13 protein-coding genes (1 of these 13 running past the window's edge) are annotated in these 15,043 nt (G+C 63.5%); 8 read left to right on the top strand and 5 right to left on the bottom strand.

Features of this window, described 5'->3' with window-relative positions; all coding sequences use genetic code 11:
• Window positions 1-155 carry the start of a protein-methionine-sulfoxide reductase catalytic subunit MsrP gene (msrP, locus tag BLW25_RS13735; protein WP_092899929.1) on the bottom strand. Its footprint begins 757 nt before the window's first position, so the window shows 155 of its 912 coding nt (coding positions 1-155); its start codon is at window positions 153-155; its stop codon lies off the left edge, out of view.
• A 176-nt stretch (window positions 156-331) separates the two neighbouring features.
• Window positions 332-2,947 carry an ATP-dependent chaperone ClpB gene (clpB, locus tag BLW25_RS13740; RefSeq protein WP_092902093.1) on the bottom strand — a complete coding sequence of 872 codons (2,616 nt, stop codon included), beginning with the start codon at window positions 2,945-2,947 and terminating at the stop codon, window positions 332-334.
• A gap of 276 nt (window positions 2,948-3,223) precedes the next feature.
• On the opposite strand from clpB, the gene BLW25_RS13745 reads away from it, so the two are divergent.
• Entirely contained in the window at window positions 3,224-3,658 is a 435-nt protein-coding gene (locus tag BLW25_RS13745) for a hypothetical protein (protein WP_092899931.1), read from the top strand.
• Window positions 3,659-3,699: 41 nt separating this feature from the next.
• On the opposite strand, the gene BLW25_RS13750 is transcribed toward BLW25_RS13745, so the two are convergent.
• Window positions 3,700-4,560 (bottom strand): TolB family protein, encoded by an 861-nt coding sequence (locus BLW25_RS13750; protein WP_092899933.1) that lies wholly within the window; start codon window positions 4,558-4,560, stop codon window positions 3,700-3,702.
• A complete protein-coding gene (locus tag BLW25_RS13755) occupies window positions 4,557-5,330 on the bottom strand; it encodes a hypothetical protein (protein ID WP_092899935.1) in 774 nt (257 codons plus the stop codon). The genes BLW25_RS13750 and BLW25_RS13755 overlap by 4 nt, the downstream gene beginning before the upstream one ends.
• A 165-nt stretch (window positions 5,331-5,495) precedes the next feature.
• Here BLW25_RS13755 and pyrF point away from each other — a divergent pair, with 165 nt between their 5' ends.
• On the top strand, window positions 5,496-6,182 hold the full coding sequence (gene pyrF / locus BLW25_RS13760) for an orotidine-5'-phosphate decarboxylase (RefSeq protein WP_092899937.1): 687 nt from the start codon (window positions 5,496-5,498) through the stop codon (window positions 6,180-6,182).
• Here pyrF and BLW25_RS13765 read toward each other — a convergent pair.
• Complete coding sequence (locus BLW25_RS13765) at window positions 6,163-6,831, bottom strand: TetR family transcriptional regulator (RefSeq protein WP_092899939.1); 669 nt, start codon at window positions 6,829-6,831, stop codon at window positions 6,163-6,165. The two genes, pyrF and BLW25_RS13765, sit on opposite strands and share 20 nt — an antisense overlap.
• 130 nt (window positions 6,832-6,961) lie before the next feature.
• On the opposite strand from BLW25_RS13765, the gene BLW25_RS13770 reads away from it, so the two are divergent.
• From BLW25_RS13770 to BLW25_RS13795, 6 genes are read left to right on the top strand one after another with little or no spacing between them, the layout of a single operon-like run.
• The gene (locus BLW25_RS13770; protein WP_092899941.1) at window positions 6,962-8,320 is read left to right on the top strand and encodes an aspartate aminotransferase family protein; all 1,359 of its coding nucleotides are present in this window, start codon (window positions 6,962-6,964) and stop codon (window positions 8,318-8,320) included.
• Window positions 8,317-9,948 (top strand): phytoene desaturase family protein, encoded by a 1,632-nt coding sequence (locus tag BLW25_RS13775; RefSeq protein ID WP_092899943.1) that lies wholly within the window; start codon window positions 8,317-8,319, stop codon window positions 9,946-9,948. The genes BLW25_RS13770 and BLW25_RS13775 overlap by 4 nt, the downstream gene beginning before the upstream one ends.
• Window positions 9,929-11,467: a phytoene desaturase family protein gene (locus tag BLW25_RS13780; protein WP_092899945.1), complete on the top strand. Its 1,539-nt coding sequence runs from the start codon at window positions 9,929-9,931 to the stop codon at window positions 11,465-11,467. The genes BLW25_RS13775 and BLW25_RS13780 overlap by 20 nt, the downstream gene beginning before the upstream one ends.
• A complete protein-coding gene (locus tag BLW25_RS13785) occupies window positions 11,464-12,651 on the top strand; it encodes an aminomethyl transferase family protein (protein WP_092899947.1) in 1,188 nt (395 codons plus the stop codon). Before BLW25_RS13780 ends, BLW25_RS13785 begins: the two co-directional genes overlap by 4 nt.
• On the top strand, window positions 12,651-13,817 hold the full coding sequence (locus BLW25_RS13790; RefSeq protein ID WP_092899949.1) for an aromatic ring-hydroxylating oxygenase subunit alpha: 1,167 nt from the start codon (window positions 12,651-12,653) through the stop codon (window positions 13,815-13,817). Before BLW25_RS13785 ends, BLW25_RS13790 begins: the two co-directional genes overlap by 1 nt.
• On the top strand, window positions 13,814-15,043 hold the full coding sequence (locus tag BLW25_RS13795) for an aromatic ring-hydroxylating oxygenase subunit alpha (protein ID WP_092899951.1): 1,230 nt from the start codon (window positions 13,814-13,816) through the stop codon (window positions 15,041-15,043). The genes BLW25_RS13790 and BLW25_RS13795 overlap by 4 nt, the downstream gene beginning before the upstream one ends.

Below are 15,043 nucleotides of genomic sequence, written 5' to 3' on the forward strand. Positions count from 1 at the left end.
GCCGAATCCGTGGAATAGCGCCCAGTCTCCGCCCGCCCTGCCGCCGGCAGCACCAGCCCCGCCGCCGCGCCCGCCAGCAAAGCCCGCCTGTTGATCCAGGTTGCCTTCGGCGTGACATCCGACCAGCGCAGAGATTTCACAAATCGTCCGGCCATGGCACTCCTCCGTCACACCAACATCCGGCCCCACCCTGACACAGAACAGCCGAAGGTCCACACACAGTTAGGCGAGCATGAGACATCCGGCTTTCATCTGTCCCTAAATATCCCCGCCGGAGGCATCCGACAAAAGCAAGGAACGGCAGGGTTCCCCGCCGCCCCCGTCATTTCAATCAGTGAACCTGCGCCTCACTCGGGCGGGTGCGATGCGAGGCAACCACGCGGTCGCCCACCTGCAGGCCTTCATCCCCTGCGGTCACTGCCACCGCCGAGCCGTCAAGGATCTCGCCGCCCAAAAGCATCTCGGCCAGTGGATCCTGCAGCTGCCGCTGGATCACCCGTTTCAGCGGGCGGGCACCAAAGACCGGGTCATAGCCTTCCTCGGCCAGCCATTTCCGCGCCTTGTCGTCCAGCTCCAGCGTGATCTTGCGATCGGCCAGGCGTTTCTCCAGCCGTTTCAGCTGGATCGAGACGATGCCGGACATATCGGCACGGCCCAGGCGGTCAAAGATGATCATCTCATCCAGACGGTTCAGGAATTCCGGCCGGAAATGCGCCCTGACCGCCTCCATCACCTCGGCCTTCGCCCGGGTCGTATCCGCGCCATCTGGCAGTTCCGACAAAGCCCGCGCCCCAAGGTTCGAGGTCAGGATGATCAGCGTCTGTTTGAAATCGACCACACGCCCCTGACCATCGGTCAGCCGCCCGTCATCGAGCACCTGCAACAGCACGTTGAACACATCCGGATGCGCCTTCTCGACCTCGTCGAACAGGACAACCTGATAGGGCCGGCGCCGCACGGCTTCGGTCAGCACACCGCCCTCGTCATAACCGACATAGCCCGGAGGGGCGCCGATCAGCCGCGCGACCGAATGCTTCTCCATGAATTCAGACATATCGATGCGGACCATCGCATTGTCATCGTCAAAGAGATATTCGGCGAGCGCCTTGGTCAGCTCGGTTTTGCCCACGCCGGTCGGGCCAAGGAACAGGAACGAGCCCAAAGGCTTATTCTCATCCGACAGCCCCGCCCGTGCACGGCGCACGGCTTTCGAGACAGCTTCCACCGCCTGTCGCTGGCCGATCACCCGTTTCCCGAGCTCCTCTTCCATCTTCAGGAGTTTCTCTTTCTCGCCCTCGAGCATTTTCGAGGTCGGGATGCCGGTCCAGCGCTCGACCACTTCGGCGATCTGCTCGGGGCGCACCGATTCTGAAACCAGAGCCTCGCCTTCCCGGCCTTCCGCCTCGCCAAGCTGCTTTTCCAGCTCGGGGATGGTGCCATATTGCAGCTCGCCGGCTTTGGCGAAATTGCTTTCGCGCTTGGCCTGGTCAAGCTCGGCCCGGGCGCGGTCAAGCTGTTCCTTGAGATCGCGGGCCTTGTTCAGATTGTCGCGCTCGGCCTGCCATTTGGCAGTCAGCTCGGCGGAATGGTCTTTCAGATTGGCAAGTTCCAGCTCCAGCTTGTCCAGCCGGTCTTTCGACGCCACATCCTCTTCTTTCTTCAGCGCCTCGGCCTCGATGGTCAGCTGCAGGATCTGACGATCCAGCGCATCGAGTTCCTCGGGCTTGCTGTCGACTTCCATCCGCAGCCGCGCCGATGCCTCATCGACAAGGTCGATCGCCTTATCCGGCAGGAAACGGTCGGTGATATAGCGATGCGACAGCTGGGCCGCCGCCACCAGAGCCGAGTCGGTGATCTTCACCCCGTGATGGAGCTCGTATTTCTCCTTGATGCCGCGCAGGATCGAGATCGTATCCTCGACCGTCGGCTCTTTCACCAGCACCGGCTGGAAGCGCCGGGCCAGCGCCGCGTCTTTCTCGATATATTTGCGGTATTCATCAAGCGTGGTCGCGCCGACGCAATGCAGCTCACCCCGGGCAAGCGCAGGCTTGATCAGGTTGGCAGCATCCATCGCGCCGTCAGATTTACCGGCACCAACAAGCACATGCAGCTCGTCGATAAAAAGGATGATCTCACCGGCGGCGGCTTCGATCTCTTTCAGGATGGCTTTCAGCCGCTCCTCAAATTCACCGCGATATTTCGCGCCGGCGATCAGCGCCCCCATATCCAGCGCCATCAGCTTTTTGTTGCGCAGGGATTCGGGCACATCGCCGTCGATGATGCGCAAAGCGAGGCCCTCGGCGATGGCGGTCTTACCGACACCGGGCTCCCCGATCAGCACCGGGTTGTTTTTGGTGCGGCGCGACAGCACCTGCATGGCGCGGCGGATCTCGTCATCGCGACCGATGATCGGATCGATCTTTCCCTGGGCTGCGGCTTCGGTCAGATCCCGGGCATATTTCTTCAGCGCCTCCATCGTATCTTCCGACGAGGCACTGTCAGCCGTCCGGCCCTTGCGAATATCATTGATCGCAGCGTTCAGACCCTGCGCCGTCACGGCACCGGCCGTCAGCGCATCTTTCGCGCGGGTGTTCACCAGCGCAAGCGCGGTCAGCATCCGTTCGACCGGCACGAAACTGTCGCCCGCCTTTTTGGCAACCTCTTCCGCCTCGTCCAGCACGCGGACAAGTTGCGGGTCGATATAGGTCTGGCCGTCGCCGCCGGTCACTTTCGGCAACTTCGCGATGGCGGCATTCACCGCCTCATTGACGCGCTCAGGCGCGCCACCGGCACGGCGGATCAGATTGGATGCAAGGCCCTGGTCATCATCCATCAGGGCTTTCAACAGGTGATCGGGCAGCACACGCTGGTGGCTTTCCCGCATCGCAATGGTCTGGGCGGCCTGGATGAAGCCGCGCGACCGTTCCGTGAACTTTTCAATGTTCATCGGTCTCTCCTTTTCATAAGCGCCGATCTTTGCGGATGCCCTGAAAAGGCACATCCACCCCCGGCCTTCGCCTCTCAATCTGGGGCGGCGCAGGGCTGCGTTCAAGCCGTCCGGGGACATCCCGACGAAAAATTCCCACGCTCTGGCGGGGCCATTTTCCGCCGAAGCGCGGCAGAGATTTCGGCGGCTTTCGTCGCGCACTTCTGCGAGAGCGACGCCAGATCTTGTCCCCATGCGCCCGGCACAGGCACTGTTACAGCAAAAGAGGATAAGAGCATGACCGAGAGACTCGAAGCCATTCTGCCGCAGGTGCCCGTCGAAGGCATCGCCGTTCATATCGGCCGCGCCGGGATCTGCATGGGAGATATGGCCGAAGCGCGGCTTTTGCCCGATGGACGGGTCGGGATTTACGCGATGGTCCGGCGCCGGCTTATGGGGATCATTCCGGTCAGGCGGATGAGCTATCTCGGTCATCTCGGGCCGGTGGCCGAACGTATTCTGGCCCCGGCGCTGATCGAGGGGCTGATGTTGCGGCTGAGGATCGTGGTGCTGACGCCCGAGCACCTTGCCACATCCGGGCCGCCCGAGATCCATGTCTCGGTCTGGGCCGATCCCTACAGGCTCGCGCCCTGCCTGAGCGATGATGCGCTGATCATTCCCGAGCCCCCGCGCGCCTCCGACCGGGATGAAGACGCGCTGAGCCCGGCCTGAATCCCGGCGCGCGACTGTAGCGGCAGCACAGGATCAACCGCTCAGGGCTCGTAGCGGATATAGGCAAAGGCGCTGCCATCCGGCGCCCAGGATGGCACATTGATCGTCCCCTGGCCCCCGGTGATTTCACGCAGGACCCGACGATCCCCGCCACCTGCGTCAGAAATCATCAGCCGCACCGGCAGATCGGCCGGATGACCTTCGGTCCCGGGCGGATATGACAGCCAGCACAGCCAGCGCCCACAGGGCGAGGGATGCGGAAACCAGTTCACCCGGTCATCCCGGAAAAGCTGGCGCTGATCGCCGCCATCCGCCGCCATCACCCAGATCTGCGCATGGCCTGTGCGGTCGCTGTTCCAGTAAATCCGCGCTCCGTCATGGCTGAAATCCGGCCCGTCATTATGGCCTGCGGCTTCGGTCAGCCGGGTCTCGGGCCCGCCTGCCAGCGCGCGGCGATATATGTCGATCTGCCGCTTTTCGCCCCGCGCCGCCGGATAGGTCATGGTCAGACCATCGGGAGAAAGCCCGTGCCACCAGCTCGGGGTCGCGCAGGACACTTTCTCCGGCGCCTGACTGGCACCGATCCCGGCCACCGGCACCGCATAGATCTGTGCGCCTTCGGCCTCGTAATGGCTGCCAAACAGGATCCGGCCATCGCGGGTAAACCCGTGATCATTGTTGCAGCGCCCTGCAATCCCGGTGCTGATCGGTTCCAGCCGCGGCGCCTGCGCAGGCACACGCCAGAGACGCCCCCCGGCATTGACCAGAAACCAGGTTCCGCCAGTTAACCCATCGGGTGACCAGTTGGGCGCCTCCAGACGCTCCTGACCCTCACGGCCCTGATGGCGCAGCACCTCCGTCACCTGTCCGTCAGGGGTGACGGTTTCCAGAACCGAGATCACTCGCGCGCCTTTGGCGTCAGCAGCTTCTTCGGCCTGAGCGCCTCGGCGGCCTTAAACAGGCCAAAGGTCTGGTTGACGTAATTCACCGCGCCGCCGATCTGGTCGATATAAGTATCAAGCTCGGCCGTGCGCTCGGCTGCGATGACCTGCACCGCGCGGGACGGATCCATCCCCTCGAATTGCACATAGAACAGGGGCTCGCCCCGGCGCAGCACGAGGTCTTTCTGCGGTTCATGCCATTCGAACGCCCACATCAGCGGGCGTGGCCAGACCGAGATCGGGAACCGCCCGCCGAAGATCGTGCCCGGCAGCGGATCGGCGCGGTAATGCATGAAGGGGGAAAGCTGTGTCAGATAGACCAGCTCATCCGCGATGAAACAGTAGGGCAGCGAAAGCTGGATCGTCGGGCGGTCCGGATAGCGCCATTCTGCCTCATTCACGAGGGTCAGCATCTCATTAAGCTTGTTCCCCCGGACCGGGCTTGCGCTCCCAAGCCGGTTGATCAGCACCGCGCGGCCATCCTTGTCGCGGCCAAAGCCGATCTGCAGGTCAAACGGGCATTTCACCATGAAATACCGGCTTTCCAGCTGGATCACGCCCGGGCAGCGCGCGGCACTTTTGGCATGGCTGCGGTTTTGTTGGCGAAACATCACCCGCTCTGGCGGATCGTAAAGCACCGCATTCTTGTCTTTGGTCAGGAACCAGCCCACCTGGATCGGGCCCGAGCCCGGCCCGTCCTCGGGCCGCTCGACTGTAATCGTGATTTCCATATGCCTGCCTTCGGATATTTCCGCCAAAGTCGCGCCATTGCCCCGGTCTGTCAATCAACCCCCCGGCGGTGAACCGGGGCCTAACAGCGCCGCCCTTTCTCTTGTCAAACCCGCGCGCGCGTGACTATTGAGGCCAAATCCCTGCCCTGGACCCGGAGAAGCCCGATGGATGACCGCCTGATCGTCGCGATGGATGTGCCGAATGTGGTGGCGGGCCTCGCGCTGGCCGACCGGCTGGGCGAGGCGGTCGATTTCTACAAGATCGGGCTTGGAATGCTGACCGGCGGCGGCCTGGCGCTTGCGCTGGAACTGAAGAACGAGCGCGACAAGCGGGTATTCCTCGACCTCAAGCTTTTTGACATCGGCCAGACCATCGAGAATGCGGTGAAGGGGATTGCCGGGCTTGGCCTCGATTTCCTCACCGTGCATGGCGACCCGCAGGTGGTGCGGGCGGCAGCGGAAGGCAAATCAGGAAGCGATCTGAAGATCCTTGCGGTGACGGTGCTGACCTCGCTCGACCGGGCCGATCTGGATGCGAATATGATCCTGTCCGGCGATATCCATGACATCACTGTCGAACGGGCGGCGCGGGCGCTCGCCGCCGGCGCCGATGGCGTCATCGCCAGCCCGCAGGAGGCGGCGCGGATCCGTGCGCTGCCCGAGGCCGTTGGCAAGCTGATTGTCACCCCCGGCGTGCGTCCGGCAGGGGCTGCGACCGGCGATCAGAAGCGGATCGCCACGCCCGCCGCCGCGATCCGCGACGGTGCCGATCATATCGTGGTGGGTCGCCCGATCTGGGCCAGTGCCGATCCGGCAGCAGCGGCCCGTGCGATCATTGCGGAACTGCCCTGACCAGACCCTCCGCGCCAAAATGGCGGGGGAAGAATGCGGCGACGCAGACCATCAGCGTCGCCAGCGCCTCGCTTGAATCATAAGGTGACTGCATCGTCATCATATCGAGCCAGACGCCCTCGGTCGTGACCCTGAGAACCCGCGCCGTGCGGGTCGGATTGACCGCATAGCCGTGATCTTCATTCATCCGGCGGCAAAGCGCTTCCAGATAGTGGTTATACTGCTCGTCGTTTGACCCGCATTTCTCCTGGTAAAGCGGCCTCCCCGAGGTCTCGCCCCAGAACGAACACCAGGCCGCCAGCCGCCCCGGCGTGCAGATCTCGGGCCGGAAATCGGCGGCCAGCATCGCGTAAAGCTGCTCTGCCGCGCCTGCCCCCGCTGCCTCGACCGCCCCGGTCCAGTTCTGCCGGTATTCCTCGGACAGATAGAGCAGCGTTTCCGACAGCAGGTTCTCCTTGGTCTGGAAGTGGAAATTCACCAGCCCATGCGACAGCCCGGCCATCCGCGCCACCTCGGACATCGTCGTCCTGGAATAGCCGAAACGCGCGATGGTCTCGATCGTCGCCTCGATCAGCTGCACGCGCCGGGCATCGCGCGGCATCTTGCGGGGCTGGGAATCAGGGGTATCGGTCTGCTCGATTGCGGCCATCTGCGTCTCCGTTCGCGGCCAGTCTTGCCTGAAAACCCGCTGCGTTAAAAGCGGTTTCAGATTCTGATTGACAGTTCAGTCAAAATAATTCGACAGTTTGAAGAGCCGCAACAGGAACAGGTTTTACGCCATGACCACCGCGCCGCACCGCAAGCTGGAAAAGTCGAACACCCATTTCAAAAAGGCGCTGACGAAGCTGCCGCTGGGTGTGGCCTCGACCTTCCGATACTGGGGTGACGAGCGGACAATCTATGTCCATCACGGCAAAGGTGGCCGGACCTGGGATATCGACGGCAATAATTACGTCGATTACCGGCTGGGCTACGGTCCGGCGATCCTCGGCTATGCAGACGACCGGGTCGATGCCGCCGCCCGCCGCGGGATGGAGGTCGGCGGCGTCTTTGCCCTCTCGACCGAGCGCGAGCTTGCCGTGGCCGAACGCATCTCGAAAATGGTCCCGGCGGCAGAGCTGGTGCGGTTTTCCAATTCCGGCACCGAGGCGGTGATGTCGGCTTTGCGGCTGGGGCGCGCCTATACGGGGCGCGAGAGCTATCTGCTGGTCGAGGGCGGCTATCACGGGTTGTTCGATGCCGCCATGTGGATGGCGAATATGGATGAATGGGACGCGAAATCGAACAGCGACCCGGAGGTGGTGCCCTATGGTCAGGGCATCCCGAACACCGTCAAACAGCTCGCCCATCTGGTGCCGATGAACGATATGCAGCGGCTGGAGGACACCTTTCGCCGCCATGGCGACGATATGGCCGCGATGCTGATCGAGCCGATTCAAGGGAATTGCTGCGGCATTTCGGCCCGCAAGGATTACGTGCAGCTGGCCCGCAGACTCTGCGACCAATATGGTGTTCTGCTGATCATCGACGAGGTGAAGACCGGCTTTCGTGTGGGCAAGGGTGGCATCCAGGGCATCCTCGGCGTGAAGCCCGATATCACCACCTTCGCGAAAGCCGTCGGCAATGGCTACCCGATCTCGCTGGTCGCAGGCCGCGAGGATATCATGCGCACCTTCCGCTATGGCGGCGCATCGCATGGTGGCACCTATACCGCCCATTCCGTCAGCCTCGCCGCCGCCGAGGAAACGCTGCGCATCCTCGACGAGACCCCCGCGCTTGAGACGCTGGCGACTTACGGCAGCCGGCTGAAGGATGGCATCTCCGAGATCCTTTCGGCGCGCGACATCACGCATAGTTTCTCGGGCCATCCGTCGATGTTCGGCATCTTCTTCGCGCCCGAGCCGCCGGACAATTACCGTGCCTGGAAGACCTCGGATTATTCGTTCTACGACCGGATGGCCTGGTATCTGCACGATCTGAACATCATCGTTGAACCGGACAGCCGCGAGCCCTGGTTCATGTGTGAGGCGCATGGGCTGGATGAAAGCTGCTATACCGACACCATCCGCGCGGTCGAAACAGCGGTCGATCTGACGCTTCGGGACCAGGCCGAAGGCAAGCTGGACGCCGCCGAATGAGCTACGATGCTCTTATCCTCGGCGCGGGGCATAACGGGCTTGTCACCGCCTGCTACCTCGCCCGTGCCGGGATGAAGGTGCTGGTGATCGAGAAAAACGACTGGGTTGGCGGGGCCGCCGTGTCGCGGGAACTGACCCCCGGCTTCGCCTATTCCAACTGCTCATATGTCGCCTCGCTGTTCCGCCCCGAGATCATGCGCGACTTGGAGCTGCCGCGCCACGGCTTGCAGATCCTGCCCTATGAGGGCGGCGCCGTGTTCCAGGAGGGCGGCGGCTATCTCGGCATGTTTCGCGACCATGATGCGAACCGCCGCGAATTTGCCCGCCACGCGCCCCGCGATGCCGAAGCCTATGACACCTATTCCCGCGATGTGCTGCGCTATTGCCGTTTCATCCGCCCGATGCTTTTGCGCACGCCGCCCGATCCGGCGCGGTTCCGCCCGCGTGACATCGGCGAGCTGATATTCATCGGCAAACAGGTCTCGGGCCTGTCGGAACGCCAGATCGCTGAAATGGTCCGTTTCTGGACCATGTCGATCTCTGACTATCTCGACCACTATTTTGAAAGCCCGGTGATCAAGGCCTATCTCGCGGTTTCCGCAATCATCGGCACCGCGCTTGGGCCGATGTCGCCCGGATCGGCCTATGTTCTGCTGCACCATTACATGGGCGATGTGGATGGCAATATCGGCGCCTGGGGCTTTGCGCGCGGCGGTATGGGGTCAATCACCAAAGCACTGTCCTCATCGCTGCAGGCCTCGGGCGGCGAGATCCGCACCGGCGCTCCGGTCGCCCAGGTGCTGGTGAAAAACGGGCGCTCCGTCGGTGTCGTGCTGGAAAACGGCGACGAGATCCGGGCAAAGCGCGTGATTTCGAACATGGATGTCAAACGCACCATGCTGAAACATGTCGCCGAGGCCGAGCTTCCCGGCGACTATGTGGCGTCAGTGAAGAAGTTCAAAACGCGTGGCTCCTCGGGCAAGCTGAACATCGCGCTGGATGGGGTGCCGAAATTCGCCGCCCTGCCCGAGGGATCACCCGCGATCAAAGGCGATCTGCATTTCACCGATTCCATCGAAAAGATGGAGCGCGCCTATGACGACTGGAAGGCGGGTCACTTCAGCCGCGATCCGTTCCAGGATGTGATGATCCCCACCATGATTGATCCGACCATGACGCCGCCGGGCAAGCATTTCATGTCCTGTTTCGTGCAATATGCGCCGCCAAAGATCGGGGGCCTGGCAGAGGGGGGCCGCGACTGGACCGACGCTGACCGTGACGCTTTCGGCGAGGCCTGTCTGAACCAGATCGAACGCTACGCTCCGGGGTTCCGAAACCTCGTCCGTCATGTCGAGATCCGCACCCCGCGCGAGCTGGAGGCCGAGGTTGGTCTGACCGAGGGCAATATCTTCCAGGGGGAACTGACCTTCGACCAGCTTTTGTTCAACCGTCCGGTCCCCGGATATGCCAATTACCGAACGCCCGTTCGTGATCTGTGGATCTGCGGCTCTTCGACCCATCCCGGCGGCGGTGTGATGGGGGCGCCAGGCCGCAATGCGGCGGCGGAAATCCTGCGTGATGCGAAACTCTCACCAAAGGACATGAGCGATGCCTGGCCCGTCCTTTAGTCGCACTTCCTCTGATGTGATCGTCATCGGGGCCGGGCCGAATGGCCTCGCCTGCGCCCACCGCCTGGCCTCGAAAGGCCGCAAGGTGACGCTGATCGAGGCCGATGCCGAGCCCGGCGGCGGTATCCGTGCGCTGCCGGATCTGGCTCCCGGCCTGACGCCCTCGCTCGCGCATCTCGTCTGGCAGCTCGACCCGCGCGTCGAGGCGGCGATGGACCTGACCCGCCACGGGCTCAGCTGGGAGGCGACAGATATCCCGACCACGGTGATCGGGCGCGAGGGAAATCTGGTGATCCGGGGCGCGCTGACCGATGGCCCGGATGCCGCCGCCTGGAAGGCGCTACACCAGCGTCTGATGTCCTTTGCGGCGGCGCTGGAACCCTTCCGGCGCATGGCCCCGCCACGCCTGCAGGCGGGCGGCAATTCCTGGGGCAGGCTTGCGAAGAACCTGATCGGTATCCGCGCGCTTGGTACGAAGGATTTTCGCGAATTGCTGCGGGTCATCCTGATCAACGCCCATGATGTGGCGCAGGATGAACTGTCTGACCCCCGGTTGCGCGCCGCCCTGTGTTTCGATGCCGTGCTGGGCGCCTGGGCGGGCCCGCGCTCTCCCAATACGCTGATTTTGCTTCTGGACCGGCTGGCCGGAGAAATCACAGGACGCAAGGGTGCACTCGGGCTGCCCAAAGGTGGCATGCCCGCGCTGGCCCAGGCCATGACAAATGCTGCGACCGCAGCAGGTGTTTCGCTGCGCAGCAATTCCCGCGTCAGCCGAATCACCGTCGCCGATGACCGCGTCACAGGCGTCGCCCTGGCGAGCGGCGAAACCCTCGTCGCGCCGGTGGTGATCTCGGCGATCGGGCCAAAGGCAACGATCCTGTCCCTGGCTGGCCCGGAGCATTTCGACACCGGCCTTGTCACCGCTTTGCGCCATCAGAAATCGCGGGGCGGCACTGCAAAACTGCATCTCGCACTTTCCGCCCGCCCGGATTTTCAGGGTGCCGACCTGCGTTCCCGCCTGCTGCTGGCCGCAGATGAGCATGAGGTTGAAACCGCCTTCAACCCGGTCAAATATGGCGAGGTGCCTGACCGCCCGGTGATGGAAATCGTGATCCCCACGGCATTTTCCGGCGGCACTGGTCCGCATCTTCTGTCGGCCAATGTGCAATTCGCACCCCATGCGCCAAGGGCGGGCGAAGACGCGGCGCGTGAGGCGATGCTCAAAGCCTGCCTCGCGCGCCTGGAGGAGGCGTCGCCGGGGATCAGCGCACTGATCACCCGCGCCGGGATCCTGATGCCCTATGATATCGAACGACAGTTCGGCATGGCGGGGGGCAACTGGCATCATGGCGAGCTGGCGGTTGAACAGATGCTCTTCAACCGCCCTATCGCGCCGCTGTCGCGCTATGCAACACCGCTGAAAGGGCTCTGGCTTACCGGCGCAGGAACCCATCCGGGCGGCATGTCGGGCGCCGTCGGCTGGAACGCGGCTGACGCAGTACTGGAGGCGAGAACATGAGCGCATTGAGCCATTTCACCACCCCCCTTGCTCAGACCCCGTTCCACCCGCGCACCAAAGCCGCGAACCGCCTGCAGGGCTGGGCGCCCTGGGCCGGGTACATGGCCGCCACCTGTTTCGGCGACAGCACGATGGAGCATACGGCGATCCGCAACGCGGCAACGCTTTATGACATCTCGCCCATGGTGAAATACCGCATCACAGGCGCGGATGCGGTGGCTTATCTCAACCGTCTGACGCTGCGCGATGTGGGGCGGCTGGCAGTGGGTCAGATCCATTACACGGCCTGGAGCGATGATCTGGGCAGGGTGATGGATGATGGCACCGTCTTTCGCCTTGGGCCGGATGATTTCCGGCTGTGCTGCCAGGAACGCCACCTGCCCTGGCTGCTCGACAGTGCCTGGGGGCTGGATGTGCGGCTCCGGGACGAGACCGAAGATCTCGCCGCGCTGGCGCTGCAGGGGCCGGTCTCGGCGACGGTTCTGGCTCAGGCGGGGTTTGACATCCAGGCGCTGAAACCCTTCCGGCTGGCGATTTTCCCGTTCCGATCCGGCGAGGTGATGATTTCGCGCACCGGATTTACCGGCGATCTGGGCTATGAACTCTGGATCAGCCCCGATCTCGCCCTGCCGCTCTGGGATCACCTGATGCAGGCAGGCGCGCTTTACGGGCTGATGCCGGTCGGGTCCGAGGCGGTGATGCTTGCGCGGCTTGAAGCCGGGTTCATCACGACCGGCATGGATTTTGTCCCTGTTCAGCATGCGGTGCGCGAAGACCGGGCGCGTTCGCCCTTCGAAATCGGTCTGGACTGGATGATCGCCTGGGATAAGGGGCATTTCACCGGGCGCCGCGCCCTGATGGCCGAGCGCGACGGCAAATCATCGAAATGGGCGCTGGTCGGGCTCGACATCCCCGGCAATGTCAGTGCCGAGGGCGCGATCCTCTACTTCGACAAGCGCCGCGAGGCGGGGTTCATCACCGCCGCCTGCTGGTCTCCGACATTAAAACGCAACATCGCCATCGCCCAGGTCGAGGCTCGCCATGCCAGCTGCGATCAGCTCTGGGTCGAAATCTACGCGCTGCGCGAGCTTCAATATCAAAAGCTTATGCTGCCGGTCACAAAAACCACCCGGCCGTTTTTCGCCCCCGAACGCCGCCGTACCACCCCGCCGGGGAGGTTCTGATGCCACATGACATCGCCCAAAGCCCCCATCCTGACAGCCCCCGCCTCAGCCACTGCCCCGAAACGCTTCCCCGTGCGGCCTGGATCGCCCCCGAGTGGTTCGCCCGGGAAATGGAAACGATTTTCGCGCGGGAATGGGTGATGGTCGGGCGGCTGGCCGATCTGCCCGCCGGCACTATGCGCGGAACCAGAGTGGGAGCGGCCCCGGTTCTGCTTGCGCGGGCGCCTGACGGCAGCCTTTCGGCCTTTCACAACAGCTGCCGCCATCGCGGGTCTGAACTGTGTCGCGAGGGGGAAGAGCGCAGCCTCGGCAAGCTGATCACCTGCCCCTATCACGCCTGGGCCTTCGCCGCCAAAGACGGGCGGCTGGTCTCGACCGCCCATGCTGTGCCAACCGCTGACTTCCGCAAAGACGATCACGCGCTGAAGCCGGTCGCCACGCGCATCTGGAACGGGTTCATCTTTCTGAACCTTGCCTCTTCCCCCGGCCCGCTGACCGCCGATATGCCGCTGGAAACCTATGACAACTGGCCGATGGCGAGCCTTGTCACAGGGCATCGCTGGATCTCGGACCTCGACTGCAACTGGAAGGCATTCTGGGAGAATTACTCGGAATGCCTGCACTGCCCCGGCATCCATCCCGAACTGTGCGAGATGGTGCCGGTCTACCGGCAGGGCATCATGGGCGAGAATGAGGCGCAAGACTGGACTCCCGATCAGCCCACCGGCCCGAACCTCAAAGCAGGGGCCGAAAGCTGGACTCCTTCGGGTGCGCCCTGCGGTCCGTCCTTTCCCGGGCTGACGCCAGAGGAACGCGCGCGCGGCTATACATTCGTCACGCTCTGGCCTTCGACCTATATCGTCGCGCATGTCGATTATGTCCGCGCCGTCCGGCTGGAGCCGGTCTCGCCCACCCGTACAAGGCTGGTGGCGGAATGGTATTTTTCGCCCGAGACGCTGGCACAGCCCGGCTTTGACGCCGCCACCATCGCGGCCTTCGCGAAACTGGTGATGGAGCAGGACGGCGCCGCCTCCGAGATGAACCAGCGCGGCATCGCCTCGCCTGCCTTCACGCGCGGCACGCTGATGCCCGAAGAATATGAGATCCACCGTTTCCACCAATGGGTGCTGGCGGCCATGGCTGCCAGCAAGGGGGTGCCAGCATGACCATATTTCCCGATACTCCCTTGCGCTCTGACCCGATCCCGACAGGCTGGGACCGGCGCGGATTGCCCGCCTGGACCTATCATTCCCGGGCCCTGTTCGATCTGGAACGTGAAGAGGTTTTTCTGACCCATTGGCAGGTCGCAGGCCATATCTCCGACATTCCGGCGCCGGGCGACTGGCTGTCCTTTGACCTTCTGGGCGAGCGCGCGGTGATCCTCCGGGGCCAGGATGGCGAGATCCGCGCCTTCATGAATCTCTGTCGCCATCGCGGCGCGCGGGTGGTGGATGGCGCCCAGGGCAAATGCCGGGGCGCGCTGGTCTGCCCCTTCCATGGCTGGGTCTATAACCTTGACGGCACGCTTCGCGGCGTCTCGCGCCCTGAAACCTTCGGCGATGGCCTGGAGAAATCCGCCTTCGGGCTGAAACCGCTGGAGCTGGAGATTTTCGCGGGCTTCCTGTTCCTGCGCTTTCGCCCCGGGCCTCAGCCGGCGGTGCGTGACCTCCTTGCGCCCTATGCGCCCGATTTCACCGCCTGGAGCGGCGAGAGGCTGATGCCGCTCGATATCTCCGGCTGGTCGGCGGAGCTTGCAGTGAACTGGAAATCGGTGCGCGATGTGGACAATGAGGGCTATCACGTCGCCCTCGCCCATCCGTCTTTGCAGGATCTGTACGGCCGCGATTACCGCGACCTCTACCTGCCCGGTGGCCTGCATGTCAGCTACGGCTTTTACGGCGACCGCCCGGGGCGGAGCTGGTCGGTGAAGAACTATGTCAGGCATTCGCCGCAGCGCGCAGATCTGCCACCGCATCTGCAACGGAACTGGGCCTATTACGGCCTTTTTCCGAATACGGTGATCGCCTTCACGCCTGAAAGCGCGCAATTCTACCATGACCTGCCGCTGTCACCGGGCAAAACGCTCCTGACCGGCCGCCAGTATCGGCTGGCCGATGAAGACCGCCAGACCCGCGTCGCCCGCTATCTCGCGCAGCGGATCGACCGCGACACCTCGGCCGAAGATCAGCAGCTGTCGATCTGGTCGAACGAATCAATGCGGTCTGAAAATTTCGAAGGCTTCCACCTCTCGGACCTCGAATACGGGTTGCGCCGCCATCATGACCAGCTGCGCAGCCTGCTTCCGGTGATGTCCCGCTGCGCCGCACCCGCAGAGGGTGAAATGCGCGCCCTCAACAAGGATTTGCTTTGTGCAAAGGCAAGCCGGGCATAG

The organism is Rhodobacter sp. 24-YEA-8 (assembly GCF_900105075.1).
Lineage (GTDB): Bacteria > Pseudomonadota > Alphaproteobacteria > Rhodobacterales > Rhodobacteraceae > Pseudogemmobacter.

What these genes read in the sequence shown, in the direction of transcription:
- clpB (WP_092902093.1), bottom strand. Translation starts at nt 2,947, where the DNA reads ATGAACATTGAAAAGTTCACGGAACGGTCGCGCGGCTTCATCCAGGCC.
- BLW25_RS13745 (WP_092899931.1), top strand. Translation starts at nt 3,224, where the DNA reads ATGACCGAGAGACTCGAAGCCATTCTGCCGCAGGTGCCCGTCGAAGGC.
- BLW25_RS13755 (WP_092899935.1), bottom strand. Translation starts at nt 5,330, where the DNA reads ATGGAAATCACGATTACAGTCGAGCGGCCCGAGGACGGGCCGGGCTCG.
- pyrF (WP_092899937.1), top strand. Translation starts at nt 5,496, where the DNA reads ATGGATGACCGCCTGATCGTCGCGATGGATGTGCCGAATGTGGTGGCG.
- BLW25_RS13765 (WP_092899939.1), bottom strand. Translation starts at nt 6,831, where the DNA reads ATGGCCGCAATCGAGCAGACCGATACCCCTGATTCCCAGCCCCGCAAG.
- BLW25_RS13770 (WP_092899941.1), top strand. Translation starts at nt 6,962, where the DNA reads ATGACCACCGCGCCGCACCGCAAGCTGGAAAAGTCGAACACCCATTTC.
- BLW25_RS13775 (WP_092899943.1), top strand. Translation starts at nt 8,317, where the DNA reads ATGAGCTACGATGCTCTTATCCTCGGCGCGGGGCATAACGGGCTTGTC.
- BLW25_RS13780 (WP_092899945.1), top strand. Translation starts at nt 9,929, where the DNA reads ATGCCTGGCCCGTCCTTTAGTCGCACTTCCTCTGATGTGATCGTCATC.
- BLW25_RS13785 (WP_092899947.1), top strand. Translation starts at nt 11,464, where the DNA reads ATGAGCGCATTGAGCCATTTCACCACCCCCCTTGCTCAGACCCCGTTC.
- BLW25_RS13790 (WP_092899949.1), top strand. Translation starts at nt 12,651, where the DNA reads ATGCCACATGACATCGCCCAAAGCCCCCATCCTGACAGCCCCCGCCTC.
- BLW25_RS13795 (WP_092899951.1), top strand. Translation starts at nt 13,814, where the DNA reads ATGACCATATTTCCCGATACTCCCTTGCGCTCTGACCCGATCCCGACA.